Below are 25,490 nucleotides of genomic sequence, written 5' to 3'. Positions count from 1 at the left end.
AATCAATTATTAAGCCTTTATTATCTTAAGAAGGTTTAATTCCTTACAGCTTATCTTGAGTTTATCGAAGGGACTCTGTATTAAATCAATTGAATTTGTTTCTCTTAAATCCCTCATTGAGGGTTTTATTCCCCAGGGCCTGTTCTGAGTATATCGAAGTGTTCTACGTCGAAATGGATTAAAATATTTTTCCTTTGAATACTTCGTAGGCTTGCCTCGAGGTAGTTGATTACTTATAGGGATTGTTTTGAGAGAGTTGAATTTTCAATTTTTTGGGTTAATCTAAATACTCTGTGTTCAAATACCATTTAATTATTCTGTTTTATTAATGTCCGAGTAAAAATACAAAACCACTTCACTGCAAGAGAAAAGGATAAAGACTAAAATCTTAACTAGTACAAAATGAGTAGTTTAAAGAAATAACATTACAAAACTCCTCTTTTTATTCATTTTTCTTAATAGCAAGGGGGGTATTTTAAAAACCTCTATTAACCCTTGATATATGTGGAATGCAATAAACGCTGTCTGCTTTTATCGGACAACAATCATTCTGTTTAAACTGTCTAGTGTTACAATATAGATATAAGTGTGTGTCTAGTAATAAATTATAGTTTTGAGACAGTTTTATCTTCATTTCAAAGGGAATATTTACATGTACTACTTTTTTGAGTCTATAGCGAATAAAGCATAGTGATATTATCATATCATCTTTTTTTGTACTTAAATATTAAACATTTAATATTTATTAATTACTGATTTTAAAGGTTTTATATGTGAATAGTAATAATGAAGCATTCTATATAACATATGAAGCATACATCATTTCTACTACATCCCTTGCATCAAATTTAATATTGATTGCTTAATTCGTTCTACATTTTTTTTAATGTTTTGTTAACATTTACATAATGAAAAAAAGCTTTTCAAAGTTTAGCTGGAGAACCTTAAGTGAGATTCTATTAATAATAATCATTATTGGATTATTAGTCTTTTTAGTCTTTTTTGTTTTTTAACAAGTAAGGTACTCTTCATAATCCTTTGTATTGCTTTGATTAAAATCTAACTCAATTAACTTAAATTAATTAAAGATGATGCTAAAGTTTAAATTCGCGATTATTGTTTTGCTGCTGCTCTGCGCACAAAGCATGTTTTCGCAGACAAAAACCATTAGTGGTACTGTTACTGATGATGCTGGAATGCCTATGCCAGGGGTTTCGGTTATGGTAGATGGTACTAATAATGGTGTCCAAACAGATTTTGATGGGAATTACAATATTAATGAGGTAAGTCCATCAGACAAATTGATCTTTTCATATGTAGGTATGAAATCACAATCCATATTGGTAGGAGAACAAACTTCTATAAATGTAACTCTAGAGCAATCTTTAGAGTCACTTGAAGAAGTGGTTGTAATTGGATATGGGGTACAGAAAAAAGCGTTGGTTACTGGAGCGAACTTAAATGTAAAAGGAGAAGACATAGCCAAGCTTAATACAGGTACTGCTATGGAGGCTTTACAAGGTGTAGCTCCTGGAGTGAGTATTTCAAGAAATAATGGTGCTCCTGGAGCAGGGACTAAAGTAACTATCCGTGGTTTGGGTACCATTGGTAATTCAAACCCTCTTTATATAGTTGATGGAGTAGCTGTAGGAAATATAGATTACTTAAGTTCTGGAGATATTGAAAGTATTGATGTATTAAAAGATGCTGCTTCTGCTGCAATTTATGGTTCTCGTGCTGCAAATGGAGTTGTTTTAGTAACAACACGTCAAGGTAATAAATCAAGGCAGGCACAAGTACACTATGAATCGTTTTATGGATTCCAGAATATCTATAAAAATTTAACTCCGTTAAATGCACAGGAGTATATGTACATAATGGATGAAGGGCGTGTAAACGATGGATTAGCTCCAAATGATTGGGAGGCTTTAATTAAAAATAACGCTTGGTTAAACAATACGTATCCAGGACAATTAGGAACTCAATTAGGAGAAGATGTTTGGGGGATGTTACAAAATGGATGGGAAGGAACTAATTGGATTGATGAAATGACCATGAAGAATGCTCCAGTTTCAAATCATTCTATCAATATAACAGGAGGAAGTGAAGATATTACGTATTCTTTAGGAGCTTCTTACTATGACCAAAAAGGTATTATTGGAGGAAATACAACAGATGCTGGTTTTAAAAGATTAACAACTCGATTAAATACTGAATTTGTTTTATTTAAAAACGATGATAGAAGTCTAGTTACTGTTGGAGAGAATTTTACCTATTCACAGACAGAAAATAGAAGCGTAGCAACTGGAAATATTTATTGGAATGATTTGCATAATGGTTTGGTACAACATCCTTTAATGCCAGCGTATTGGGAAGGCTCTCCAGACCAATATGGATTTACCCCAACTATGGATGGAATTTCTAACAACTCGCATAATCCATTAGCTGTTATGTATTACAGACATAATTATGCAAACCTAGGAAATAAAGGAAATACAATTGTTGGAAATGTTTATATGGAGATTGAACCTCTTAAAAACTTAAAGTTCAGATCTTCTTACGGTATCAATGCTTGGTTTGGAACTGGGCGCTCTTGGACACCAACTTATGCGCTAGGTACACTTTATCAAAACGCTACAGATGGAGTTAATCAAAGTCAATATTTAGGAAATAATTCTACTTGGACTAATACTATTTCTTATGAAGGTAATGTAGGAGACCATAATTTCACAGCTTTAATAGGTAATGAAGTTTATAAAAACGAAATTAATTTTGAAGTCGGAGGAAGTATGGCAAATTCATTATTTGGCGATCCTAAATATGCTTTTCTAAACAATGTAAATAAAACAGTTATTGGTGCTATTGATACTTGGGGAGCCGATTGGGCTGCTGGAGGAGGAGGTTTACTGTCTTACATAGCAAGAGCGCAATATAACTATAAAGAAAAGTACATGTTGTCTGCAACTATGCGTGCTGATAACTCTTCTAACTTTGCTGAAGGTAACAGATGGGGATACTTCCCTTCAGTTTCTGCAGGTTGGGTATTAAGTGAAGAGAACTTTATGGACGACTCTAATGTGTTTTTGAAGCTAAGAGGTAGTTGGGGGCAAAATGGAAATCAGTCCATTCCTAATTTTTACTATAGCTCTACAGTTTCATACATAACTCCAGGATATTACTTTGGAGATAGTAAGCCAGTACCTAATGTTTCAACCATTCCTACAAGAATTCCTAATCCAGATGTGACTTGGGAAACTTCAGAGCAATTAGACTTTGGTTTAGATGCTCGTTTTTTTAATTCGAGACTGGCATTCACGGCCGATTGGTATAAAAAAACAACTAAAGACTGGTTGGTTTTAGCGCCTATTCAAGGTACAGAAGGAGCAGCTGCACCATATATTAACGGTGGGGATATAGAAAACTCAGGGTTTGAAGTAATGTTATCTTGGAATGATACCGCAGGAGACTTTTCTTATGGGGCAACTCTAACAGGTTCTTATAATAAGAATAAAGTAACACGTTTGGCAAATGCTGAAGGAATTATTCAAGGACAACCTCATATTTTATCACAAGGAACTGCTTATATATCTAGAGTTGAAGTAGGGCAGCCAATAGGTTATTTCTATGGATTTGAAACCGATGGAATTCTACAAAATCAAGACGAAGTAGATGCGTATGTGAAACCAACAGATGGTACTCCATATTTTGCAGATCAACGTCCTGGAGATGTACGCTTTGTAGATCAAAATCAAGATGGGGTTATTGATGAAAGTGATAAAACTATGCTCGGAAGTCCGTTGCCAGATTATGAAGTAGGGTTACAGTTAAATGCAGAATATAAAGGTTTTTATGTAAATACAACCTTAACAGGAAAATTAGGAATGCAGGTAATGCAATCGTACCGTTCTTTTGCCGATAACTTTGACCAAAACTATACTACAGATATTTTTAATCGTTGGCATGGAGAAGGAACATCGAATAAATTACCTCGATTAAGTTCTGTTTCTAATAGAAATACTAACTGGATTTCTGATATCTATATGCAAGATGCCGACTATTTAAGAATTAGCAATTTAACTGTTGGTTTTAAATTAGGACAGTATTTGAAGGATGTAGATTATATAAAAGAAGTAAATATTTATGCTTCAGTTAATAACCTATACACTTTTACAAAGTATGATGGAATGGATCCTGATGTTTCTTATGGCGGTAATGATGATACAACTTGGGCATCGGGAGTTGATTTAGGATTATATCCATTACCAAGAACAGTAATGCTTGGATTGAGTGTTGACTTTTAATCATAAAATAAAGAAGACAATGAAAAAAATAATATATAGTATATCAATTGCTGCAATGACACTTTTAGTAGGTTGTAGTGAAGATTTTACAGATACAGAAAACCTTTTAGAGAAGAGTTTGAGTAATTATTATGCTCGTCCGCAAGATATCAAGGAAGCTATGGGAGGTGTGTATAATGCCTTGTATACAGCCGGTCCTCATAGTGACGAAGCTATAGCGGCAAATTTGCTCTCCGACATGATGTTTGGTGGCGGTGGGCCAGATGATAGATCTGCAAAAAATGTAGATAGTTTCCAAGATCCAGAAGAAGACACTTATAAAGATTTATGGGTACAAACTTATAATGGAATTTATAGATGTAACATGATTTTAGAGAAAGTCCCAGATGCGGATTATTCTACTCATTTTTTAACTGAAGTGGAGGAGGTTGAGTTTATAAATCAAACCTTAGCTGAAGCGTATTTTATGAGAGGGTTCTTTTATTTTAGAGCAGCAAAATTTTTTGGAGGAATTCCTGTTATTAATCAAACAGATGCCCCTAAAGATGCTCCAAGAGCATCAATGACTGATACGTATGCACAAATTGCATCCGATTTTAAAATGGCGATAGATTTATTTCCATCAACTTCATTTTCTGCAACTCCAACAGAGAGATACGGTCATGCAGATAAATGGGTAGCAGAAGCTTATATGGCAAGAGCATATTTATATTATACAGGATATATGACCAACATTGAAGGGCAAGCCGCTAGTGAATTGCCTTTGCCAGAAGGAGGTTCTATTTCTAAATCGCAAGTGATTGCTTATTTAGACGATTGTATTAATAATAGTGGTTATGGTTTAGTAGGTGATTTTAGAAATTTATGGCCTTACTCTTATGTAAATGAAAGTGCAGGAGATACAGTATTACCTTGGGCAGAAACCGAAGGATTAAGTTGGGCTGGTCAAGATGGACTTTCTCCAACATTTGGAACAGGAAATGACGAATTTATGTTTGTACAGCGTTATTCTACTACCAATTGGGATTGGGGACAACAATATAACAATCGTATGCCTTTATTTTTTGGAATTCGTGATAATACTGAATTGTTACCTTTTGGTCAAGGCTGGGGCTGGGGTTCTGTTAACCCTACATTATGGAATCAATGGGATGATGCAGATCCTCGTAAAAAAGGATCAATTCTTCAATTAGGAGTTGCAGAGCAAGGTACCGATGCTTGGCAAGCAGACAAAGGAGACCATGAGACTGGTTTAGTTAATAAAAAATACATCACTTTAAAACATGAAGATCCTGAAGGAGAGGACGGCGTTAAAGGAATGTTTTATTTCTTATATGATATGAATAATGGAGACCCGTTACAATTGTGGGCAGCTCAAGATTATGTTTATTTACGTTTTGCGGATGTATTATTAATGCATTCTGAAATTTCAGAAACTGCAACTGGGTTAAATGCCGTAAGAGGTAGAGCTGGTTTAACTTCTGTAGGATATTCTCTTGAGGTATTAAAAGAAGAACGTTTACACGAATTTGCTTTTGAAGGATTACGTTGGTTTGATTTGGTACGCTGGGGAGATGTTGAAAGTGCTTTTGGTAATCAGGTTAATGTTCGAAATTCTGGGGTAGATGCTACATATAGTGTGGAATACAGACCAGAGACCAAAGGATTGGTTCCAATTCCTGAATCAGAGATAAGACTTTCAAATGGAGTTTATGAACAAAACCCAGGTTGGTAATTAATTATTATAACGTATAAAATTAAAAACATGAAAGTAAATAAAATTATAGGGCTATGGGGTAGTGTATTGATATTACTATTTTCAGCATGCCAACCCATAGAGGACAGGGAAGAATTAGAAAACACAACGGATGCTGATGGTGTGAAACTGGTAGCTACACAAGCTACAGCAGGAGGGAATTTAGTAGAGTTAAGTATGGAAACTCTAGGAGTAACAGGTTATTGGGATTTTAATCTAGGAAAAGGGCTTACAGATAGAATAGAAATTGTTTATCCTATTCCTGGAGCTACAACTTTTACGTATGTTGGAACTTTGGGAGGAGAATTTTTTTCAAAAACTATTGATGTCCAAATAGATACTTTAGATCATGCTCTAAATCAAGATTGGTATGATTTGGTAAGTGAAGAAACATCTGTAGGAAAAACTTGGGTTTTTGCCGGTGGACCAGGTGCAGATGGAGGAAAGTGGTGGTATATGTCGCCACCAGATGATCCAGCTTCGTGGGAAACTGCATGGTGGAATGCAGCAGGAGATTGTTGCCCTCCAGGAGATGCAGCAGGAAAAATGCATTTTGATCTTGATGGTGCTGGAAATTACACATACTATTCAGACACAGATGTCGAAGGTGAGACTGGAAGTTTTGTTTTAGATGTTGCCAACCAAACCTTGCAGGTAAATGGTTCAAATATTTTAGGAGCAGAACAAGGAAATCCAGCAGGTTTGTACACCATTATTTCTTTAACAGAAGACGAATTAATTCTTTACTTAGCAAATAATGCTGGGGGAACAGGATGGACTTGGGTTTTTAAACCTGAATAATAGAAGTATAACTAATATCTTATTAGTTTTTAGTAGCGTTAATTTATTTATTTAAGTTAGCTTTTGATTGAGAGGCCTCACTACCTTATCGGGTGGTGAGGTTTCTCAGTTTATACAGTATACTAGCTCTCTTATAATTATAGTATAAGGTGAGTTCAACATAAGAATTATAAATATATAAGAAGACTGATTTTTTTGTTTCGCCTTTGTGTTAGGATAATACGAAATATGATTTAAGTTATTGAATATTATATACTTTACTTTTTTTTGGCCTCGTTGTCGAACAAATTCATTAAATAATGCGCTTTTTTATTTGTTTCGTTTCTTTTGGGCGAGCAAAAGAAATGAAAAGCATGAAGTCACTGGTAATTTGGATTTGTATTAGCGCTAAGAAATAATCAACGTAATTCTAAACTAGAGGCATAAAAAAATCAGTCTACCCTCTGGGAAAGGTAGACTGAAAACAACAAATTATGGCGGTGTTATAAAAGCTAATTACAACTTATGGTTAGTGAAAAATCATAGTGCTATCAATTGCTTTATATTCAGTTTCATCTGCTTTTCTGTAGGTAACTTCTACAGTATTCCAATCGGATGCCCATCCTTTTATAACATTGTTTATGTAGACTATTTCAATAGGATGTTTTCCTTTTTTAAGAGCAATAGTACCTTCTAGTGGAAACCTTTTTAGCGTGTACTCTGGATCGATAATCAAAGAATCGGCAATCTTTACTTTTTCTTGTTTACTAGCAAAATAATAGACACCATCCTCAGGAATATCAACAAATCCTTTTAAAAATACAGCTTTAAATTGTGTTGTATCAATATCTTTTCCCCAATCGAAAGTTACATTTGCATCTTGAATGTTTTTAATGATTTTTGGGTTAGAAGGAGTTCCTGTAATGGCAGAAGCATCTTCAAAATGCCCTTTTATAGTTTTCATTACTAATCCTGAAGCTAAATTATCAACAGATGAAGGTGCTTTAAGGCTAACTTTTTTAACTTGGAGTTTTCTTATAGTACTTATTTTTCCTGTAGATAAAACAGAGGCAATATTTATTTTAGTATCCTCAGTAAATGTAAGCGGATTTTTATAAACTTCACTTTCTGGAGTAGGTAAACTTCCATCTAAAGTGTACACCATTTTAACCGGATGGGTGGTGTTAAATTCTAAACTCACACTATCAATAAAAGCGATATTGTTGGCTGTAGGTCCTTCAGGAAGTGGAATATGGTAATTTATATTATAAAAATCTAAAGTAGGATAGAGATTGTCTAATCGAACCAAAAAGTCATTATAACTTTTTGTGTTTTCTCCACTCCATGTTAATTCAGCAATAGCAATTATTCTAGGATATGCATAGTACTCAATATCTTTCCCTTCATACGCATATTCTGTCCAATGGTTTCCTTGCATTCCAAGGATATGTTTTTCTTTATCTTCTTGTATTTCTTCTGGAATAGGATTGTAATTATAAACTTTTTCAAGCGGAATATAACTTCCATGTGCCATTGGTTCTACTCTGTAATCTCCTTGATGAAAATTTAAATATGAATAGGCTGTTGGTGTCATAATAACATCATGACCTGCATTGGCGGCTTTAATTCCTCCTTCTTCTCCTTGCCAAGACATTATATTTGTTGTAGGGGTAATACCTCCTTCAAGAATTTCGTCCCAACCTATCATTATCTTATCGTGTTCTTGTAAGATTTTTTCAACACGAGCAATAAAATAGCTTTGTAGTTCAGCTTCATTTTTAAGTCCATTTTCTTGCATTCTTTTTTGACAAAGCGGACAATTTTCCCATCTTTTTTTAGGAGCTTCATCTCCTCCAACATGATAGTATTTATATGGAAATAAAGGAATCAATTCATTATAAACATCTTTTATAAAGGAAAAAACATTTTCTTTTCCAGCACAAAAAATATTATAATCAATTCCCCATAATTCTCTTGGTTGGTAGTTTTCTTTATCATTACAAGCCAATTCTGGATATGCAGAAAGAGCCGCAACTGCATGTCCTGGGGTTTCAATTTCTGGAATTACATCAATAAAACGTTCTTGAGCATAAGCAACAACCTCTTTTATTTGTTCTTGAGTATAAAATTCTTTTTCTTTTGAAGTTCCATCAACTCTAATTCCCTTTTCTGTAAGTTCTGGATATTTTTTTATTTCGATACGCCATCCTTGATCATCGGTTAAATGCCAATGAAATTTATTTATTTTGAAAAGCGCTAAAACATCTAATTGCTTTTTAATTTCTTCTACTGAAAAGAAATGACGCGAAACATCTAAATGTATTCCTCTCCATGAAAATGTAGGCTCATCTTCAACTTCTATTGTAGGAATAGCAACTGAAGTGATAGTGTTTTTTTCTTCTTCTGAAACAAGTGGGATTAATTGAAGTACCGATTGCATTCCGTAGAATAAACCTTGGTGAGTTTTTGCTTCCACTAGTATATTTTTTGAATCGATAGTTAAATTATAACCTTCGTTATTTATTGATAACGAATCGTTTAATTTTAAATAGATGGTGTTTTTTTCTGGTTTATTTTCAGCAATAGTTAATTCAATCCCAGTATATCCTTTAATTTTATCTATAAAAAAGGAAGCTATTGCTTTGGATTTTTCATCAGAAAAACTAAAAGAAGTATTGTTGTTTATAGTGAAAGTCCCTTCTTTCTTTACTAAATATTGAGGTTTTGGAGTTATATAAGTATTTGTATTTATAGCTGTTTCCTTATTAGTGTTTTTACAGCTAATACAAACAATTAGGAATAATAAGAGATACTTTAGGTTCATAATTTTAAATTTAAGCTTGGATGTTTTGACTAGCAATATATTTTACAAGTCGGTCAATTGGTTTTCTTACAAAAGTACTTGCTCTATATCCTTTTTCTTTAAGTTGCTTGTTTATGATGTCTTGCGCATAATAGGCAATAGATCCAACAAAGTGAATGGGGTCTTGTTGTAATTCTTGGTGATAGTGTGTTAAGTACGTTTTTACAAACCCTGCTATGGTATGGTGTAAAAGAGCTTCTATATAGGGGTCGTTTCTATGATTAAATGCAAAACGAGCAAAAGAGGCTAAATATTTATTTGGATTTTGGTTGTGATATAATTGCTGGAAAACCTGATTCATATCTGTATTGTATGCCTTCTCAAAAGCTATTGCCAAATGCTGAGGCATTAATTTGTGGTAATAACCTCGAAGTAGTTCTTTTCCTATAAAATTACCACTTCCTTCATCTGAAAGTACATAACCAAGAGAAGGTATTTTTTGAATGATATTAGTGCCATCAAAATAACAACAATTGGATCCGGTGCCCAAAATACAAATAACTCCAGGCTTGGTAGTTGTTGCATGAATGGCAGCAACAACATCTTCTTTTATACTAATATGAATAGTATTTTCAAAGATATTTTCAAGTATAAGTTTCATTTTTTGATCGGCACTACGTGTACCACAACCAGCTCCATAAAAATGAATTTGTGTAACCAGCGTTTTGTAGGGATCTAAATCTTTATTGTTTTGAATGATACCAATTATAGATTTATCGGATAAAGCCATTGGGTTTATTCCTTCAGTTTGAGAGAAAAGTAACTGTTCTCCATTTTTATCAGCAAGTATCCAATCACATTTTGTAGAACCGCTATCAGCAACTAAAATCATGTTTTTTTTGTTTATATTTTGTTTAGAAATAACACTGTTTCTAAGATAATCATTTAAGTTTAATCCCTTATAGAGGAGAGAGTTTAATTCCTCAATGTCTGTCCTGAGTTTACCGAAGGGCTCTATGTCCTAATGGATTAAACTATTTTCCTTTGAATACCTCGTAGGTTTGCCTCGTGGTAGTCGGTTTTGTTCTCTTGAGGTAGTAGATTAGCCCCATGAAGAAGGGCTAATCTTGAAACTAACTCAAAGCTAACTATAAACTAAAATTTAAAAATGATATCTTTTAAAGGCTTCAATAGCCTCGTATTCTGCAAGTCCTAAATTGTCATACAAAACAGCGGTATTTCTATTTCTTTCTTGTGCTCTTACCCAAAATTCTCTAGCATCTTCTCCTTGAAACATTACTCTATCTTTTTGAGATTGGTGGAAAAGAATAGCGTTTATTTTTTTATTCATTTCATCTGGACTCAATGGAATAGCCATTTCTATATCTGCAATATCCCATTCGTGCCACGCACCACGGTATAGCCACACCCAACAATCGTCCATAAAAGCTTGATCTTTTATCTGCTCAATAGTTTCAAAAATGGCGTCTAGGCATAGTTTATGAGTTCCATGAGGATCGGCGAGATCTCCCGCAGCATATATTTGATGCGGTTTAATACTAGTAATAAGGTCTGAGATTATTTCAATATCTTCCTTGCCAATAGGATTCTTTTTTACCTTTCCAGTTTCGTAAAAAGGCAAATCTAAAAAGTGTACTTGAGAATCGTCTAATCCAACATAACGAGTTGCTCCATAAGATTCCATTCTACGTATTAATCCTTTTAATTTTCTAGTTTCCAAGCTGTCTTCATAAGCAGTTGTTTTGGAATTTAAAAAATCAATAACTTTTTTGAAATCTGTTTTATCAGCATTGCTGTCCATTAGTTTTGCAACTTCTGCAAATTTCAATGCTTCCTCATCGGTAACTGCAATATTACCAGAGGTTTGGTATGCCACATGTACTTCGTGCCCTTGGTCTATAAGTCTAGAAAAAGTACCTCCCATAGAGATTACATCATCATCTGGATGTGGACTAAAAATAATAACTCTTTTTTTAGCTGGAGTAGAACGTTCTGGTCTGTTTTTATCGTCGGCATTTGGTTTCCCTCCAGGCCAACCAGTAATAGTATGCTGTAATTTATTAAAGATTTTAATGTTTAAGTTGTAAGCGGAGCCTTCAATAGTTAGTAATCCTGCCATGCCATGCTCATTATAATCTTTATCGGTAAGCTTTAGAATAGGTTTCTTTAACTCATCGCTTAGCCAAGTAACAGCCTTTACTTTTAAATCGTCTGTCCAAATACACTGACTAACAATCCATGGAGTTTTAATTCTAGTAAGATCTGATGCGGCTTCTGCATCTAGGATCATTGTAACATTGTCGTGGTTTTGAAGAAATGTAGCAGGTATAGTTGCTGTAACTTGCCCCTCTATAGTTTCTTTTACGACAGCAGATTTTTTATGCCCCCATGCTAGCATAATAATTCTTTTAGCTTTCATAATGGTGCTAACTCCCATTGTGATTGCTTTTTTAGGAACATACTCAATTCCGTTAAAATCGGATGCTGCATCCCTACGCGTAACATGGTCGAGGGTAATAATTCTTGTTCCTGAATTTTTATGAGAACCGGGTTCGTTAAAACCAATATGTCCTGTACGTCCAATTCCTAATAATTGAAAATCCAGGCCTCCTAATTGTTTAATTTTTAAATCGTAATCAATACAATATTGATCCAATTCTTCCTGAGAGATTTCTCCAGAAGGAATGTTAATGTTTTCAGGATTAATATCTACATGATCAAATAAATGTTGATGCATAAAGTAGTAATAACTCTGACGATTTTCAGGTTCCATTGGGTAATATTCATCTAAATTAAATGTTATTACATTATGAAAACTGAGCTCTCCTTTTTTATGAAGATTAACTAACTCTTCATATACTTTAATAGGAGAAGATCCTGTAGCAAGACCAAGAACGCAAGGTTTTCCTTCTTGCTGTTTTTCTTTGATAAGTTCTGCAATTTCATGAGCCACCAAAACAGACGCATAGTTAGAGTCTTCAAAGATTTCGTTATGAATCTTTTCAAATTTGGTATCTTCAAACTTACCAACCTGTTTGTATTTAATTTCTTGTATCATTTTATAATAGCCTTTTTTTGTTTTTCTTTCTCGTTCTATTTAGTAAAAGGTGGCTGTCTAAAAAGTATCCAAACTCTAAGTATTATCCTTAGTTTTTCGAAGGATATCTTTGGTTATCAGTTGTTTAAAACTTCAATAAGCTCAGTTTGACAACTATAAATTACTTTTTAGATAGCCACTTTTATGTATTCTTGGCTTTTAAATATAATCCTTAAAGATTGTTAGATCCTGTGTCCCACCATAAACGTGTTCCACCATTATCAGGCCCTTTTAATAAGGCTGTTGCAGCTTCAACATTGGCTGCATTTGTGTTCTTTTCTGTATCCACAAAATTGATTCTACGTACCTGAATGTCTGTGTCAATTGTTCCTCCACTATTGTTAACAACTACAGGAAATATTTTTGGAAATCCAGTACGACGAAATTCGCTCCAAGCTTCTTGTCCGTCAGGAAACATAGCAATCCATTTTTGCGTAATAATTTGTTCTAGTTGTTCTTCTTTTGGAGCAGTAGCATCGTATGCAATTTTCACATCAGAAGCATAGGCAATACTATTACTAGCATTAACAGCGTCTACGTAGTCTGAAGGTGTACTTGTTACATCCATAATATAATCTTCAACGCCGCCAGCACCATGTTGTGCAAAAGAAGCTCTAATTCCACTTTCATAATTTGCCTGAGCATCTCCAGCACCTGTCCAACCTCTTAGAGCAGCTTCTGCTTTTAGGAAGTAAACTTCTGCAGTAGTCATCCAATCTTTAGAAGTTAAACCTCCTAAATAAGTTCCTAATTTAGAATGATCTCCGTAATCGGATTTTGCTTCTATAGCAATTCCTAAACGAATCCCTTTATATTCTCCTTCTACACCATTCCCTAAAGCAGGTTGGAAGAATGTTTCTAAACGTGCATCATTAAAACCTTTTAAAATAGATTCCATTTCTGCAGACATGCGGATATCTCCCCATCCTTCACTAATAGTTGCTAATGGATGAATAAATCCTTGCATATCAATTGCCATATTTTCAGATTCTAAAAGTCCTGCATCACTAGAAAGCGATTTTTCGCCTTCTGTTTTTGCTAAAGCAGGATCCACATTAGAAACTCTAATTGCTAAGCGTAAACGTAAGGAATTAGCATAGGTTCTCCATTTTGCAATATCTCCTCCAAATTCTGACAAATCAAAAGGGGTAAATTGTGGTTGCCCTTCAAAAGCTTTTAATTGGTCAATGGCAGTTCCAAGATCTGCGAAAAAAGCATTGTAAGCTTCTTCTTGAGAATCGTATGCTCCTGTAGTCTCATAATCGTTGTATTTTGAATAACGAAGAGGTCCAAAAACATCAGAGATTCTGTGCATTGCTGTTACTTTTATGATATCCGAGATATAAGAGAACATTTTAGAACTTTCATCTCCAGCCAATTCTACTTGCTCGTCAATCCCTCTAGCATAAGGCATTACCCCATTTCCGTCGTTAGCATCATAAGCATCTGTCCAAATAAACTGATTCCATCCGCTATTAAGACTATAAGTTTGATTACTGATATTTCCTGCAAATGGAGTAGGAGTAGTCATATATCCAGAGAACAAATCAGCATTTAAATTATGTTGTAACTGATAATTCCAAGCTGGTTCTACACGAATAACATTGGCAAACATTGGAGGAAATTTAGCTCCAATATTATTAAAGCGTTGTTGTAGACTTTCATCCGAAATTCCGTGTGGATTAGTATTAATATCTTTAAAATCTTCTGTGCAATTGGTCATGCCTAAAGCGAGGACAGAAGCGAGTGTATATGTTATTAGTTTTTTCATTTTTCTTAGAAATTTACGTTAATGTTTAACCCAATACTTCTTGTAGAAGGTAGGTTGTAGATATCTACTCCTTGTAATCCTAAACCAGTACTTGCTGCAATGTTTGGATCAAATGGAGCATCTTTATAGAAAAAGAAAAGGTTATTTGCAATAATGGAGAAGTTTACTCTTTGAATAAAGCCATCGTTAAATGCTAATCTATATCCAACAGAAAATTCTCTTAAACTTACATTTGTAGCATCGTAAACATATTCTCCTAACATACCAGCTCTACCACCAACAGCAGTGTAATAATCTTGAGCAGTAATTTGAGAAGAAGTACCATTTTCATCAACTACATTTACCATTCCTCCATTATTATTTCTAGCATCTGCCGTAGCTTGAGAAACACCGTAATAATCGTTAATAGCTTCGGTTACACTCACTACATCTCCACCAAATTTACCATCAATTAAAAAGTTGATAGTAAAATCTCCAACATCAAAAGAGTTATTCCATCCTAATGTAAAGTCCGGTTGCGCATATGCTACTGTTTCAAAATCGGTAGAGAGTAAAGTTCCAGAATCACTAATAACAGGAGTTCCATTTTCATCTCTAATTAAAGAACGCGCTTTAATACTCCCAAAGTTTTCGCCTTCTATTAATGAATACTCATATCCATTAACTCCACGAGCAGTAATAATTGCTTCCCCATCTTGTAAAGAAGGATGAACAGAAATTACTTCGTTATCATTTTTAGCAAAGTTTAAAGCTGTATTCCAAGTAAATTTATCATTAGCAAATGGCTTTCCATTTACTACAATTTCAAAACCTTTATTAGATATTTCACCAGCATTTACAATATTTTGAGAATATCCATAAGGGTTTGGAGCCGCTTGAATATAGAATATCTGATCTGATGTTTTTGTGTCATAATAAGTAAAATCAAGACCTAAACGACCTTGGAAAAAGCGCCATTCTGTACCAATTTCAAAAGATTTTTGTCTTTCTGGTTTTAATGTTTCTCCTTCTATTGGAGCAAACACAGGAGAACCTACATTTGGACCTGTAGCTGAAATTTGATTTAATGGAACTGTAGCATATACAGGGATGTCTTTTCCTACTTCTGCATAAGAAGCTCTTACCTTAGCAAAAGAAATTGCTTCTGGCATTGTAAACATTTCTGATAAAACTCCAGTTAAACCTACAGATGGATAAAAGAAAGCATAGCTATCTGTATTTGCAAGGGTAGAAGACCAGTCGTTTCTTCCTGTAACATCTAAATAAAGCATCCCTTTATAATCAAAGTTAACCGACCCAAAAACAGACTGCACTTCTCTATTTCCAACAGATTGTCTCATGTTATTAGTAGTAGCAACATTTGCTAGGGTAAAAATATTTGGGTAATTTAAACCTACGCCATCTCTCCCTGAATCAATAAATAATTGATCCCCAATTTTATACTTTGTTAAACTAGTTCCTAACAAAGCAGTAATTCCGAAATCTTCAGAAACTTTTTTGTTGTAATTGGCAATTAAATCAATGTATTGTTGCGTATTTTCGGTTTTCTCATAAATGTAACGTCCGTTTGTACCTGAGTTATTGGTATCTGTACCAGCATACATTCTTTTATCAAAAGTGAAGAAAGATTTGTCATAACTTCCTCTAGATTGTAAAGAAAAATCGTCTGTAATTTGATACTTAACAGCTACATTAGCTAACACACGTTGTGCAATATCTTTGCTTTGGTTACGATTGATTAACCAATATGGATTTTGCTGAATAGTTTCGTCAAAAGACGAAGCATATTGATCCATCATATTAGTATCTGAGTTAAAATACTCGTACTTATTTTTGTACATATCTCTACTAATCCCAACTGGATTTAAATAAACTCCAGTAAGCGGATTTGAGTATAAACCGTTTGTAGGTCTATTCCAAATACGTTGATCTGATAAGTTGATACTTGCAGAAACATCAATTTTTTCATCTAAAAACTTAGCGGTCTCTCTTAACGTAAGATTATTTCTATTTAAACGATTTTCTGGAATTACTCCTTCTCCCATAGTATTAGCGTATGAGAAATAGGTTTGCGCTTTTTGATTTCCAGCTGTTAAAGACATAGAATTTATAGAAGTATATCCTGTATTGAAGAAATCTCTAGCATCATTATCTAATCCGTTAACTTTTGCTCCCCATGATTTTGGATCTGCAACTCTACCATTTTCTGCAATTGGTTGCCCTACAGAATTAGATTGATATTCCGACTGTAATTCTGGTAAAGACATTACATTGTCTACCGTAAAACTTGAGTTAAAGTTTACAGCCAAAGCACCATCTTTTCCCTTTTTGGTAGTAATTAAAATAACTCCATTTGCACCTTGACTCCCATATAAAGCAGATGCAGAAGCTCCTTTTAAAACTGTCATACTTGCAATATCGTCAGGGTTAATCATAGACATAGCGTCTCCACCATCTCTATTTCCTGTTTGCCCACCAAAAATGTCTGTTCCAGGTTCAGCACCATTAGAACCATTTCCACTATTTAGCATTGGCACCCCGTCTATAACATATAAAGGGTCGTTGTTGGAGGTAGAAGAATTTCCTCTCAATACAACTTTTGCAGCACCTCCTAAACCAGAAGAACTTCTAGTTATTGTAACCCCAGCAGATTTTCCTGATAAACTATTTATCGGGTTTGTTTGCTTTACTTTAGTAAGCTCATCTCCACTTACTTCTTGTGCAGCATAGGTTAGTGCTTTTTCTTCTTTCTCAATACCAAGTGCTGTAACAATTACAGCATCTAATTGCTGACTGTCTTCTTCTAGTGCTACATTAATAGTTGTGTTTGCACCAACAGTTACTTCTTTAGCTTTCATACCCACATATGAAAACTTTAATACATCGCCAGGATTGGCGTCGATAGTATAGTTACCATCAAAATCTGTTTGTGTTCCTTGTGCCGTTCCAACAATCATAATGTTTACTCCTGGAAGCGGAACATCGTCGAAACTACTCTTTACCACCCCGGAGATTTGAACTTCTTGTCCAAACACCCCGTACATACATATAAATGATAAGAGGATTACTAGTAAGTTTTTTTGTTTCATATTATCAATTTGTTAATTAATGGTTAAAAATTACTTCATTGGTACTTTTCCAAAAATCTTTTTATACAAACAACATCATTTTACCAATAAACAACACCTAGCTTTCGATAACAGATTTTTATAATTCACCATTTTTAAAAATCTTTTGGTTATTCTTGTAATTAATTATATTTTTTCACAGATTTTTAATCAAAATGCCTAAAACGATGAATATTATTTAATATGTCTGTAAATGAAATGCTTGTAAAGAAAACGATTGCGCTGAAGTATCATTTTTACTTTTGGGGAATCTACTTTATGATAAACTTTATAAGATGGGGAAGCTATTTTAACGATTATTCCTATTCATTTTCTTCAAATTTGGTGGAATTTCCACTCCATATTGTAATTGTATACTTTAATGTTTATTACCTAATTCCAAAATTGATATTCAAAAAAAAGTATGTACTCTATGTTATTTCTTTAATTTTACTCTTGGCAATACATTATATTATTAGGAGCGGACTTAATTATTGGCTTGTAACTGAAAATTTATGGCCAGAAGCACAAGGAACTCAAGAAGCTTTTGGCTTTAATCATATTCTAGCAGTATCTATTGGAGAGTTATATGTAATCGGGATTACTGCAGCCATAAAATTTACGGTTGATTTTATAGATGAAAGAAATCAAAATCAGCAATTAAGAGAACTTCAGTATAAAACAGAGCTTAAATATTTAAAAGCTCAAATGCAGCCGCATTTTTTCTTTAATACATTGAATAATTTATATGCGCTTACTCTAAAAAAGTCCTCGCAAGCTTCAGATATTGTCTTAAGATTATCAGATATTATGAAGTACATTATTTATGATGCCAGTAAGAAACGCTTACCTCTTATTCAAGAAATAAATTACATAGATAATTATATAGAGCTAGAGAAATTACGTTACGAAGATAGTATAGAATCTGAGATTAATATTGATGGTACAATTGATGGAATTCAAGTCCCTTCCTTATTATTTCTCCCTTTTATTGAAAATTCTTTTAAGCATGGAGTTCAAAATAATAAAAAATTAAAATTGACAGTTTTTTTTGAAAAAGCAGGTCAATATTTAATTTTTAAAGTGCTTAATAATTTTGATATAGAAAAAAGTGAATCTGAAACTCAAGGAGGAATAGGACTTAAAAATATGCAGAGAAGATTAGAAATACTTTATAAAGATAATTTTGATTTGAAGACTGAAGTAAATAGTGATATGTTTGTAGTAACTCTAAAAATCCCCATCCTATGACTATAAAATGTTTGATAATAGACGATGAGCCATTAGCTATTGAAATCATTAAGTCATACTTAATTGAGTTTAAAAATCTAGAGGTAGTGGGGGTGTTTAATAATCCAATTGAAGCCTTACAAGTTCTTGATAAAGAAGAAATAGATGTTATATTTCTAGATATCAATATGCCAAAAATGAATGGCTTAGAATTCCTTCGGAATTTAAATAAGCATCCATTAGTAATTATAACAACTGCTTACAGAGAATATGCTATTGAGAGTTATGAATTGGAGGTGTTGGATTATCTGGTGAAGCCTATTCCATTTAATCGGTTTTTAAAATCTATAAATAAACTCACAGCGCGTTTAATGACTCTTAATGGTATTAAACAAGCAGTTGACTTTGATCAAGATCCACATATTTTTCTAAAAGTAGAAAAGAAGCTTATAAAGATTTTCCTACATGATATTCTATTTATAGAGAGCTTAAAAGATTACATAAAACTCCACAGTCGGGAGGGAACTTATATCTCTCATAAATCTCTTTCTAGTATTAGTGAAGAGCTTCCTTCTGAAAACTTTGTAAGAGTCCATAAGTCCTATACCATAGCTATAGATAAAGTAAAATCAATTGAAGGGAATTTAATAGAAATTGAGAATAAAAAAATTCCGATTGGAAGAAATTATGCAAAGTATACTAAAGATAAAATTTTAAGAGATAAAGGAAATTTCTTAAACGAATAATCAATTATATATTAACTAAGTCAAATTTAAATTATGACAACTACCTCTACAAAAGCGAATTCGCTAGTTCCAATAATGATTATAGCCGGGCTATTTTTCATTTTTGGTTTTGTTACTTGGATAAATGGAGCCTTGATTCCGTTTATGAAAACTATAAATGAATTAACAGATGCACAATCGTATTTAGTTGCTTCTGCATCTTATATTTCATTTGTGGTTATGGCACTACCGTCTTCTTATATTATAGGAAAAGTAGGTTACAAAAAAGGAATGTCACTCGGACTAGCAATTATGGCAATTGGAGCATTAGTTTTTATTCCAGCAGCTGAAGCAAGAACGTATTGGGTTTTTCTTACAGGAATTTTTATCCAAGGAGTAGGAATGACTATTTTACAAACAGCTTCGAATCCTTATATTACTATTTTAGGGCCAATGGAAAGTGCCGCAAAACGAATTGCAATTATGGGAATTGCCAATAAAACAGCAGGGGCATTGGGCTCGTTAATATTTGGAGCAATTTTACTTTCTGGAATTGATGAAATTAAAGACCAATTAACTAAAGTGTCTTTAGATGAAAAAACTACTTTATTAAATGAAATGGCCGACAGCGTAGTGATGCCATATGTTGTAATGGCAATTGTACTTTTTATACTAGCAATTTTTATAACTAAAGCTCCATTACCAAATGTAGAAGCTGAGGAAATAGAAGAGGAGGTTAAAGATGGTGTAGTTACCAAGAAAACAAGTATTTTTCAGTTTCCACATTTGTGGTTGGGAGTATTAGCTTTGTTTGTATATGTTGGGGTTGAGGTAATTGCTGGAGATACTATTATTTCTTATGGATTGTCTTTAGGAATGCCTGGAGAAGAAGCAAAATCGTTTACATTAATGACGCTTATGGCTATGGTTGGAACCTATGCTCTAGGAGTGTTTTTAATTCCAAAATTTATATCACAAACAACAGCCTTAAAAGCAAGTGCTATATTAGGAATACTTTTTGGAATTGGAATTATTTCTACCACTGGGTTTACCTCTGTTTTGTTTGTTGCAGCGTTAGGAATAGCAAATGCATTGGTTTGGCCTGCCATTTGGCCGTTGGCACTTAATGGTCTTGGTAAGTTTACCAAAACAGGAGGAGCATTACTGGTTATGGCCATTTCTGGAGGAGCTACAATCCCTCTTTTGTATGGATATTTTGTAGATGCTAAAAAAGCAGACCTTGTGGCTGAAGGGGTAGAAGTAGGAGTAGCGGCAGGACAAGCAGCTACCACTGGTTATTGGATCTTATTTCCGTGTTATGCTATTATTCTTTATTATGCATTTTACGGACATAAAGTAGGTTTAAAAAAATAACAATTTTGATGTATTCAACGCTCGATTATCGAGTTTTATAATAGAAAAGGTTCTCGTTTCGAGAGCCTTTTTTATTTTTAATTATTGTTGTTTGATAAAAATTAACGGAATTTATTGGACTCCACTTATGTCAAGGTTTAAATCCCTTATTGAGGGTTCTATTCCCGAGAGCCTGTCCTTAGTTTACCGAAGGGCGCTAGGTCGATGGATTAAATTATTCTCCTTTGAATACCTCGTAGGCTTGCTTCGAGGTAGTTGATTGAGGTTTTCAAAATAGACTCCTTGCTATTAATAAAAATAAATAAAAAGAGGATTTTAGAAATGTTGTTTCTTTAAGTTGTTTATTTTATGATAGTTAAGGCCTAGTCTTTGTTCTTTTTTTTATAGCAAAGCAGTCTTATATTTTTACTAGGGTATTAATGATTTTTAGTCTACAATGATATTATAAGGTTCAAGTAGTGAGAGCGCACCTTCATTAGAAAATTTAGCTTTTTCAATGATGTTTTGTTGTGGAGAGATAGAAAAATTAGTAGCTGTTCTTAAATCTGCTTTTTGAAGATTGGTATTCTGAAAAATAGCATTTTCTAAATTACACTTTTCAAAAGAAACACTTGTAAGATTAGCTTCCGTAAAATCTACCTGTTCTAAGGTACATCTTATGAATTTCATTCCGCTTAATTTCAGTTTATAAAAAGAAGAAAAATTGAGTGTACAACCCTTAAAAAATAAGGACATTAAAAACGGATTACAACTTTCAAATTGAAGTCCTAATAATTTACACTCGTAAAATTCTACTTCTTTGAAGGAACAATTACCAATATCGGCCATACTAAAATCACAATCAGTAAATGTACATTCTGAGAAATTAATGTTTTTTAGGTCACTTTCTTTAAAATTACATTTGGTAAAAGTGCAATTATCATAATCTCCTTTTAAAAGGGGACTTTTCTGGTAATTTTCTCCATTGTAATCTTGATCATCAAAATAATGATTGCTCATAAATAAAATATGCAGTTTTCTACATTACGATTGTACGATACCTAAAGTATATAGTTGCTCCATAGTTGGAGTTTCACTACCACCTGCTGGCTCCAAGGTTATACCAAAGGCTTGAGATTTATTAGGGTTTTGTAGCTCAAATACCTTGTTTTCATCGTTAACAAAATCTGCAAGTAGTCCAATGCTGGTAGGAGTCAAAGGATCTAAAGTTAAAGACCAAACTTGATAAACCTTCCCCTCTGGAGGTTCTGGTAATCCAAGCGCATCTATATAAACCACCTCTTGGTCTTTTTTCCAATACACTTTAGCATATGATTGAGGCGATACATTTTGACCTCCTAAGTTAATGGTAGTAATGTCTTGTGCTCTTATAAGTGTTACTAATTCTTCCGCTTTTTTAAGGTCTTGGCTTGCTTCAGCAATTTTAGCTTCTAAAACTGCATTTTTAGCATCTAACGATTGTAATTGGTAATTTAAATTGTTGTTTTGGTTTGACAAATAGAATAGTCCACCAGCCAAAATAACAGCAGCTGCCCAACCAGTATAAGCTGCCCAGTTTATTCTTTTTTGTGGAAGAGAAACTACTTTGGTTTCTTTTTCATTAAGAACATTGGCTTTAATTTTATCATAAAGTTTTTGAGCATCTTTAGGAGCTACTGCTGCAGTTAGTTTAATAATTGCAGTTTCAATATCTTCAACCTCTTCTTTTAGCTCAAGATGTTCTTTTATAGCTGTAGAGACTTCTTCATTTTCTTTTTCAGAAAGTACTCCAGCCACATAAAGCTCTAAAATCCCTGATTCTATGTATTCTTTTATATTCATTAGTTAAGTAGCATTTCTCTTAAGTTGGCAATACAATTTCTATTTCTTGTTTTAACAGTTCCGATAGGAATGTTAAGTTCTTCGGAAGCTTCTTTTTGAGTAAATCCTTTAAAGTACAACAACTCTATAATAGATTTACAAGTTTCTTTAAGCTTCTTTACATATTTTGAAATTCCTATAGCATCAACTTGTTCATTTAAATTATCATGTGCATTTAAAATATCTACGAAATTTTCAGAACTAAGGTTTTTCTTGTCTTTATTAAAGTCTTTAGACCTTGTTTTGTCAATAGCTGCATTTCTTGCTATATTGAGCATCCAAGTAAAAATGCGTCCTTTAGAAGGGCTATATGTTGCTGCTTTATCCCATATTTTTATAAAAACATCTTGTAGGATCTCTTCGGCTATTTCTTCATTTTTAACTATATTGTAAATAACGCCAAAAAGGCTTTTAGAATAGTTTTCGTATAACACATCGAAGGCTTTGGGGTCTTTTTCTTCAATACGTTTTATTAAAAGCTCTTGCTCCATATAAGGTGTAGATTAATTCTTTAAAGTAACAAATTTGTTTTTAATCTGACAAAAAAAAGGCCATCTATTAAGACAGCCTTTTCAATTTTATAATTTTTTACTTACAAAGCAATAGCGCCACAACTTACACGTTTTCCTGCGTCACCACTTGGTTGTGATGTAAAATCGTCTGTACCTTGATGTACAATTACACTTCTTCCTACAACATCTTTAAGGTCATCTCCGCAATCTATACACCATTCGTCTGTGGAAAAAGTAATGGTTCCGTTTCCATTTTCATCGGCAGTAAAGTTACCTATATCACCTTTATGATATCCTTCTTTGCTGCCCCATTCTCCGTGCTTACTATGCGTTGGATTCCAATGCCCATTGGCAGATTTTGCATCAGGAGCACTACAATCTGCTTTTTCATGTAAATGGATAGCGTGAGGGCCAGGTTCTAGACCGTCAAAAACTGCTGTCATTGTTACTGTTCCATCTTTTGCTTCAAACACAATATTCCCACTTACATTTGAGTTACTTTTAGAATCCATAGAAACCTTAACTTTTTTGATTTCTTCTTTCTTATCTACTGTAACTTCTTTTTTGTCAGTAATTTCTTCTTTCTTACTTTCTTTGTTTTGTTTACAGCTAACTCCAATAATAAGTGAGCAAGCCATAAACATTATGGCTAATTTTTTCATGTTTTAATTATTTTCCTATTGTTAAATTTAATTCTACATCTGTCCATGTTTTATCTTCATGGAGTATTTTACACGCTTCATGAATAGCATTAAATGCTTTGTTTGCTGAAAAATCTTCAATCATATCAATAGATCCCGATAATAAAATCTCTTTTTCAGTAGCAGTATACTCAAAAGGAATATCTTTAGTTACATCATTCATTTGAATACTTATAACAGCTTTATTTCCTTCAAAACTTTTAAAAGTTCCTGTTATTTTAGGATTGGCTAGATTATCAAAGAAAAACTCTTTTAATTTAATATCTCTAGTCGGGTCTTTTGTGTCGATGCTTGCAGTTACAATTTCGAAATTAGCATTGGTTAACATCTCAGTTATATTTCCTGAAGATGTGTTAGTCAACGTTATATCTTTAAAAGTACCTTTTACACCTACCTTTTTAGGAGTTTTAAAAGCTGTAAATTCTAATGAATGTCTTAAAGAAGTTTCTTTTTCTTTGGCTTCTTTTGGCATTGTAGTTTCTTTTTCTATAACCGTATTTTCAGAATTCTTATTATTTTCAGATTTTTTACATCCAATAACAGTAATCATTAGAATTGCTGCTACGAGCAAACTTATTTTTTTCATGTTTGTTTTTTTTAGTTAAATCTAAATTAAGAAGATATAAGTCAACTCCAAAATATAACAGAGGAATTAACGTAGTTTTCACGTATTGAGAGACAGTATTTATTTATTATTTCTGTAAAGCTTTTGCAATAAAATCTGTTCTAAAGGCAACAGTTAAAGAAATTCTATCAAAACTAATATCACTAAAATGGTTTTTAAGGTATCCTAATTGAAATGCTAAATCTTTAGAGAATTTATAACGAATCCCGCCAAATAAACGATTTTGATTAAAGAGATCTGGCTCAAAATTGATCATAATTTCATCAGAAACTACTAAATGCCAGTTTTCTGTAATAGGGTAGCTTATTTCTAGATAATATCGAAATCTGTGTAGAAGTTCTGTGTACCCTAAACTATTTACCCAACGTTGTTCAAGTCTGTAACGGTGCAAAAAATTAAATTTCCCTAAATTATTTCTAAGGATAAATTGTTCATAAATTCTATTTTCTGCTGAAGTAATTTGGTTTTCATTTTTATCATAGGAAGAGGTGTCTATATATCCATATCCTGCGGAAACCATGGCTTTATTAGAAAAATGATAATTTATTGCGGTTCTTAAAAGTGTTTGATTAAAATTATGAGCAAATTCATAATATCTAAATTGAGCTTCCGTATGCCAACTAAATTTTTCGGAAATCATATTTGTACCGTTAAAAGCAAACCAACTTCCTAATTGCTCTCTTCCTTTTGCTTGTGAAGAAAGTGTATTTGTTGAAGTAATAAAAAGTAAGGTTATTATGATGGTTTTAAAGAATAAATTCATTTTTGAAAATTGCATTTTGTTGCTTGGTTTTAAGAGTTGATATTTCCTGTTGGCTATTTATATA

General features: G+C 33.2%; 17 protein-coding genes. 6 read left to right on the top strand and 11 right to left on the bottom strand.

Annotated elements, in window-relative coordinates; translation table 11 throughout:
• Positions 1–1,145 precede the first annotated feature (1,145 nt).
• The 3 genes from JOOMADRAFT_RS16720 to JOOMADRAFT_RS16710 are packed head-to-tail and all read left to right on the top strand — an operon-like array spanning position 1,146 to position 6,858.
• Positions 1,146–4,301 (top strand): SusC/RagA family TonB-linked outer membrane protein, encoded by a 3,156-nt coding sequence (locus tag JOOMADRAFT_RS16720; protein WP_157136700.1) that lies wholly within the window; start codon positions 1,146–1,148, stop codon positions 4,299–4,301.
• Between the two features lie 19 nt (positions 4,302–4,320).
• Positions 4,321–6,036 (top strand): RagB/SusD family nutrient uptake outer membrane protein, encoded by a 1,716-nt coding sequence (locus JOOMADRAFT_RS16715; protein ID WP_008615457.1) that lies wholly within the window; start codon positions 4,321–4,323, stop codon positions 6,034–6,036.
• Positions 6,037–6,066: 30 nt separating this feature from the next.
• On the top strand, positions 6,067–6,858 hold the full coding sequence (locus JOOMADRAFT_RS16710) for a hypothetical protein (protein ID WP_008615449.1): 792 nt from the start codon (positions 6,067–6,069) through the stop codon (positions 6,856–6,858).
• A gap of 508 nt (positions 6,859–7,366) precedes the next feature.
• On the opposite strand, the gene JOOMADRAFT_RS16705 is transcribed toward JOOMADRAFT_RS16710, so the two are convergent.
• The 5 genes from JOOMADRAFT_RS16705 to JOOMADRAFT_RS16685 all read right to left on the bottom strand — a co-directional run bounded on the left by JOOMADRAFT_RS16705 (position 7,367) and on the right by JOOMADRAFT_RS16685 (position 17,618).
• Entirely contained in the window at positions 7,367–9,661 is a 2,295-nt protein-coding gene (locus tag JOOMADRAFT_RS16705; protein ID WP_008615448.1) for a family 20 glycosylhydrolase, read from the bottom strand.
• 10 nt (positions 9,662–9,671) lie between these two features.
• A complete protein-coding gene (locus tag JOOMADRAFT_RS16700; protein WP_008615447.1) occupies positions 9,672–10,532 on the bottom strand; it encodes a BadF/BadG/BcrA/BcrD ATPase family protein in 861 nt (286 codons plus the stop codon).
• Between the two features lie 270 nt (positions 10,533–10,802).
• Positions 10,803–12,719 carry a glucosamine-6-phosphate deaminase gene (gene nagB, locus JOOMADRAFT_RS16695; protein ID WP_008615446.1) on the bottom strand — a complete coding sequence of 639 codons (1,917 nt, stop codon included), beginning with the start codon at positions 12,717–12,719 and terminating at the stop codon, positions 10,803–10,805.
• 211 nt (positions 12,720–12,930) lie between these two features.
• A complete protein-coding gene (locus tag JOOMADRAFT_RS16690) occupies positions 12,931–14,529 on the bottom strand; it encodes a RagB/SusD family nutrient uptake outer membrane protein (RefSeq protein ID WP_008615445.1) in 1,599 nt (532 codons plus the stop codon).
• A gap of 5 nt (positions 14,530–14,534) precedes the next feature.
• Positions 14,535–17,618, bottom strand: coding sequence for a SusC/RagA family TonB-linked outer membrane protein (locus tag JOOMADRAFT_RS16685; RefSeq protein WP_008615444.1), 3,084 nt, complete (start codon positions 17,616–17,618; stop codon positions 14,535–14,537).
• 222 nt (positions 17,619–17,840) lie between these two features.
• Between JOOMADRAFT_RS16685 and JOOMADRAFT_RS16680 the strand changes: the two genes are divergently transcribed.
• The 3 genes from JOOMADRAFT_RS16680 to JOOMADRAFT_RS16670 are packed head-to-tail and all read left to right on the top strand — an operon-like array spanning position 17,841 to position 20,965.
• Positions 17,841–18,887 (top strand): sensor histidine kinase, encoded by a 1,047-nt coding sequence (locus JOOMADRAFT_RS16680; protein WP_157136699.1) that lies wholly within the window; start codon positions 17,841–17,843, stop codon positions 18,885–18,887.
• Entirely contained in the window at positions 18,884–19,612 is a 729-nt protein-coding gene (locus tag JOOMADRAFT_RS16675) for a LytR/AlgR family response regulator transcription factor (RefSeq protein WP_008615441.1), read from the top strand. Before JOOMADRAFT_RS16680 ends, JOOMADRAFT_RS16675 begins: the two co-directional genes overlap by 4 nt.
• A gap of 33 nt (positions 19,613–19,645) precedes the next feature.
• Positions 19,646–20,965, top strand: a complete 1,320-nt coding sequence (locus JOOMADRAFT_RS16670; protein ID WP_008615440.1) for a sugar MFS transporter — start codon at positions 19,646–19,648, stop codon at positions 20,963–20,965.
• Positions 20,966–21,391: 426 nt separating this feature from the next.
• On the opposite strand, the gene JOOMADRAFT_RS16665 is transcribed toward JOOMADRAFT_RS16670, so the two are convergent.
• From JOOMADRAFT_RS16665 to JOOMADRAFT_RS16640, 6 genes are all read right to left on the bottom strand, one after another.
• Positions 21,392–21,964 carry a pentapeptide repeat-containing protein gene (locus JOOMADRAFT_RS16665; RefSeq protein WP_008615437.1) on the bottom strand — a complete coding sequence of 191 codons (573 nt, stop codon included), beginning with the start codon at positions 21,962–21,964 and terminating at the stop codon, positions 21,392–21,394.
• Between the two features lie 24 nt (positions 21,965–21,988).
• Positions 21,989–22,786, bottom strand: a complete 798-nt coding sequence (locus JOOMADRAFT_RS16660; RefSeq protein ID WP_008615431.1) for an anti-sigma factor — start codon at positions 22,784–22,786, stop codon at positions 21,989–21,991.
• Positions 22,786–23,316 carry an RNA polymerase sigma factor gene (locus JOOMADRAFT_RS16655; RefSeq protein WP_008615424.1) on the bottom strand — a complete coding sequence of 177 codons (531 nt, stop codon included), beginning with the start codon at positions 23,314–23,316 and terminating at the stop codon, positions 22,786–22,788. Before JOOMADRAFT_RS16655 ends, JOOMADRAFT_RS16660 begins: the two co-directional genes overlap by 1 nt.
• A 101-nt stretch (positions 23,317–23,417) precedes the next feature.
• A complete protein-coding gene (locus JOOMADRAFT_RS16650) occupies positions 23,418–23,999 on the bottom strand; it encodes a superoxide dismutase family protein (protein WP_008615422.1) in 582 nt (193 codons plus the stop codon).
• 7 nt (positions 24,000–24,006) lie between these two features.
• Positions 24,007–24,624: a YceI family protein gene (locus tag JOOMADRAFT_RS16645; RefSeq protein WP_008615421.1), complete on the bottom strand. Its 618-nt coding sequence runs from the start codon at positions 24,622–24,624 to the stop codon at positions 24,007–24,009.
• A 106-nt stretch (positions 24,625–24,730) separates the two neighbouring features.
• Positions 24,731–25,441, bottom strand: coding sequence for a DUF2490 domain-containing protein (locus tag JOOMADRAFT_RS16640; RefSeq protein ID WP_008615412.1), 711 nt, complete (start codon positions 25,439–25,441; stop codon positions 24,731–24,733).
• Positions 25,442–25,490: the final 49 nt, after the last annotated feature.

The organism is Galbibacter orientalis DSM 19592 (assembly GCF_000260115.1).
Taxonomy (GTDB): domain Bacteria; phylum Bacteroidota; class Bacteroidia; order Flavobacteriales; family Flavobacteriaceae; genus Galbibacter; species Galbibacter orientalis.
Note: the sequence above shows the minus strand (reverse complement) of the source record. Positions and strands in the feature narration are given on the sequence as shown.

Bases quoted from the DNA above. Each gene is read 5' to 3' on its own strand.
- JOOMADRAFT_RS16640 (WP_008615412.1), bottom strand. From the start codon at position 25,441: ATGCAATTTTCAAAAATGAATTTATTCTTTAAAACCATCATAATAACC.
- JOOMADRAFT_RS16655 (WP_008615424.1), bottom strand. From the start codon at position 23,316: ATGGAGCAAGAGCTTTTAATAAAACGTATTGAAGAAAAAGACCCCAAA.
- JOOMADRAFT_RS16650 (WP_008615422.1), bottom strand. From the start codon at position 23,999: ATGAAAAAATTAGCCATAATGTTTATGGCTTGCTCACTTATTATTGGA.
- JOOMADRAFT_RS16720 (WP_157136700.1), top strand. From the start codon at position 1,146: ATGTTTTCGCAGACAAAAACCATTAGTGGTACTGTTACTGATGATGCT.
- JOOMADRAFT_RS16685 (WP_008615444.1), bottom strand. From the start codon at position 17,618: ATGAAACAAAAAAACTTACTAGTAATCCTCTTATCATTTATATGTATG.
- JOOMADRAFT_RS16660 (WP_008615431.1), bottom strand. From the start codon at position 22,786: ATGAATATAAAAGAATACATAGAATCAGGGATTTTAGAGCTTTATGTG.
- JOOMADRAFT_RS16715 (WP_008615457.1), top strand. From the start codon at position 4,321: ATGAAAAAAATAATATATAGTATATCAATTGCTGCAATGACACTTTTA.
- JOOMADRAFT_RS16690 (WP_008615445.1), bottom strand. From the start codon at position 14,529: ATGAAAAAACTAATAACATATACACTCGCTTCTGTCCTCGCTTTAGGC.
- JOOMADRAFT_RS16665 (WP_008615437.1), bottom strand. From the start codon at position 21,964: ATGAGCAATCATTATTTTGATGATCAAGATTACAATGGAGAAAATTAC.
- JOOMADRAFT_RS16675 (WP_008615441.1), top strand. From the start codon at position 18,884: ATGACTATAAAATGTTTGATAATAGACGATGAGCCATTAGCTATTGAA.
- nagB (WP_008615446.1), bottom strand. From the start codon at position 12,719: ATGATACAAGAAATTAAATACAAACAGGTTGGTAAGTTTGAAGATACC.
- JOOMADRAFT_RS16710 (WP_008615449.1), top strand. From the start codon at position 6,067: ATGAAAGTAAATAAAATTATAGGGCTATGGGGTAGTGTATTGATATTA.
- JOOMADRAFT_RS16670 (WP_008615440.1), top strand. From the start codon at position 19,646: ATGACAACTACCTCTACAAAAGCGAATTCGCTAGTTCCAATAATGATT.
- JOOMADRAFT_RS16645 (WP_008615421.1), bottom strand. From the start codon at position 24,624: ATGAAAAAAATAAGTTTGCTCGTAGCAGCAATTCTAATGATTACTGTT.
- JOOMADRAFT_RS16705 (WP_008615448.1), bottom strand. From the start codon at position 9,661: ATGAACCTAAAGTATCTCTTATTATTCCTAATTGTTTGTATTAGCTGT.
- JOOMADRAFT_RS16700 (WP_008615447.1), bottom strand. From the start codon at position 10,532: ATGATTTTAGTTGCTGATAGCGGTTCTACAAAATGTGATTGGATACTT.
- JOOMADRAFT_RS16680 (WP_157136699.1), top strand. From the start codon at position 17,841: ATGTCTGTAAATGAAATGCTTGTAAAGAAAACGATTGCGCTGAAGTAT.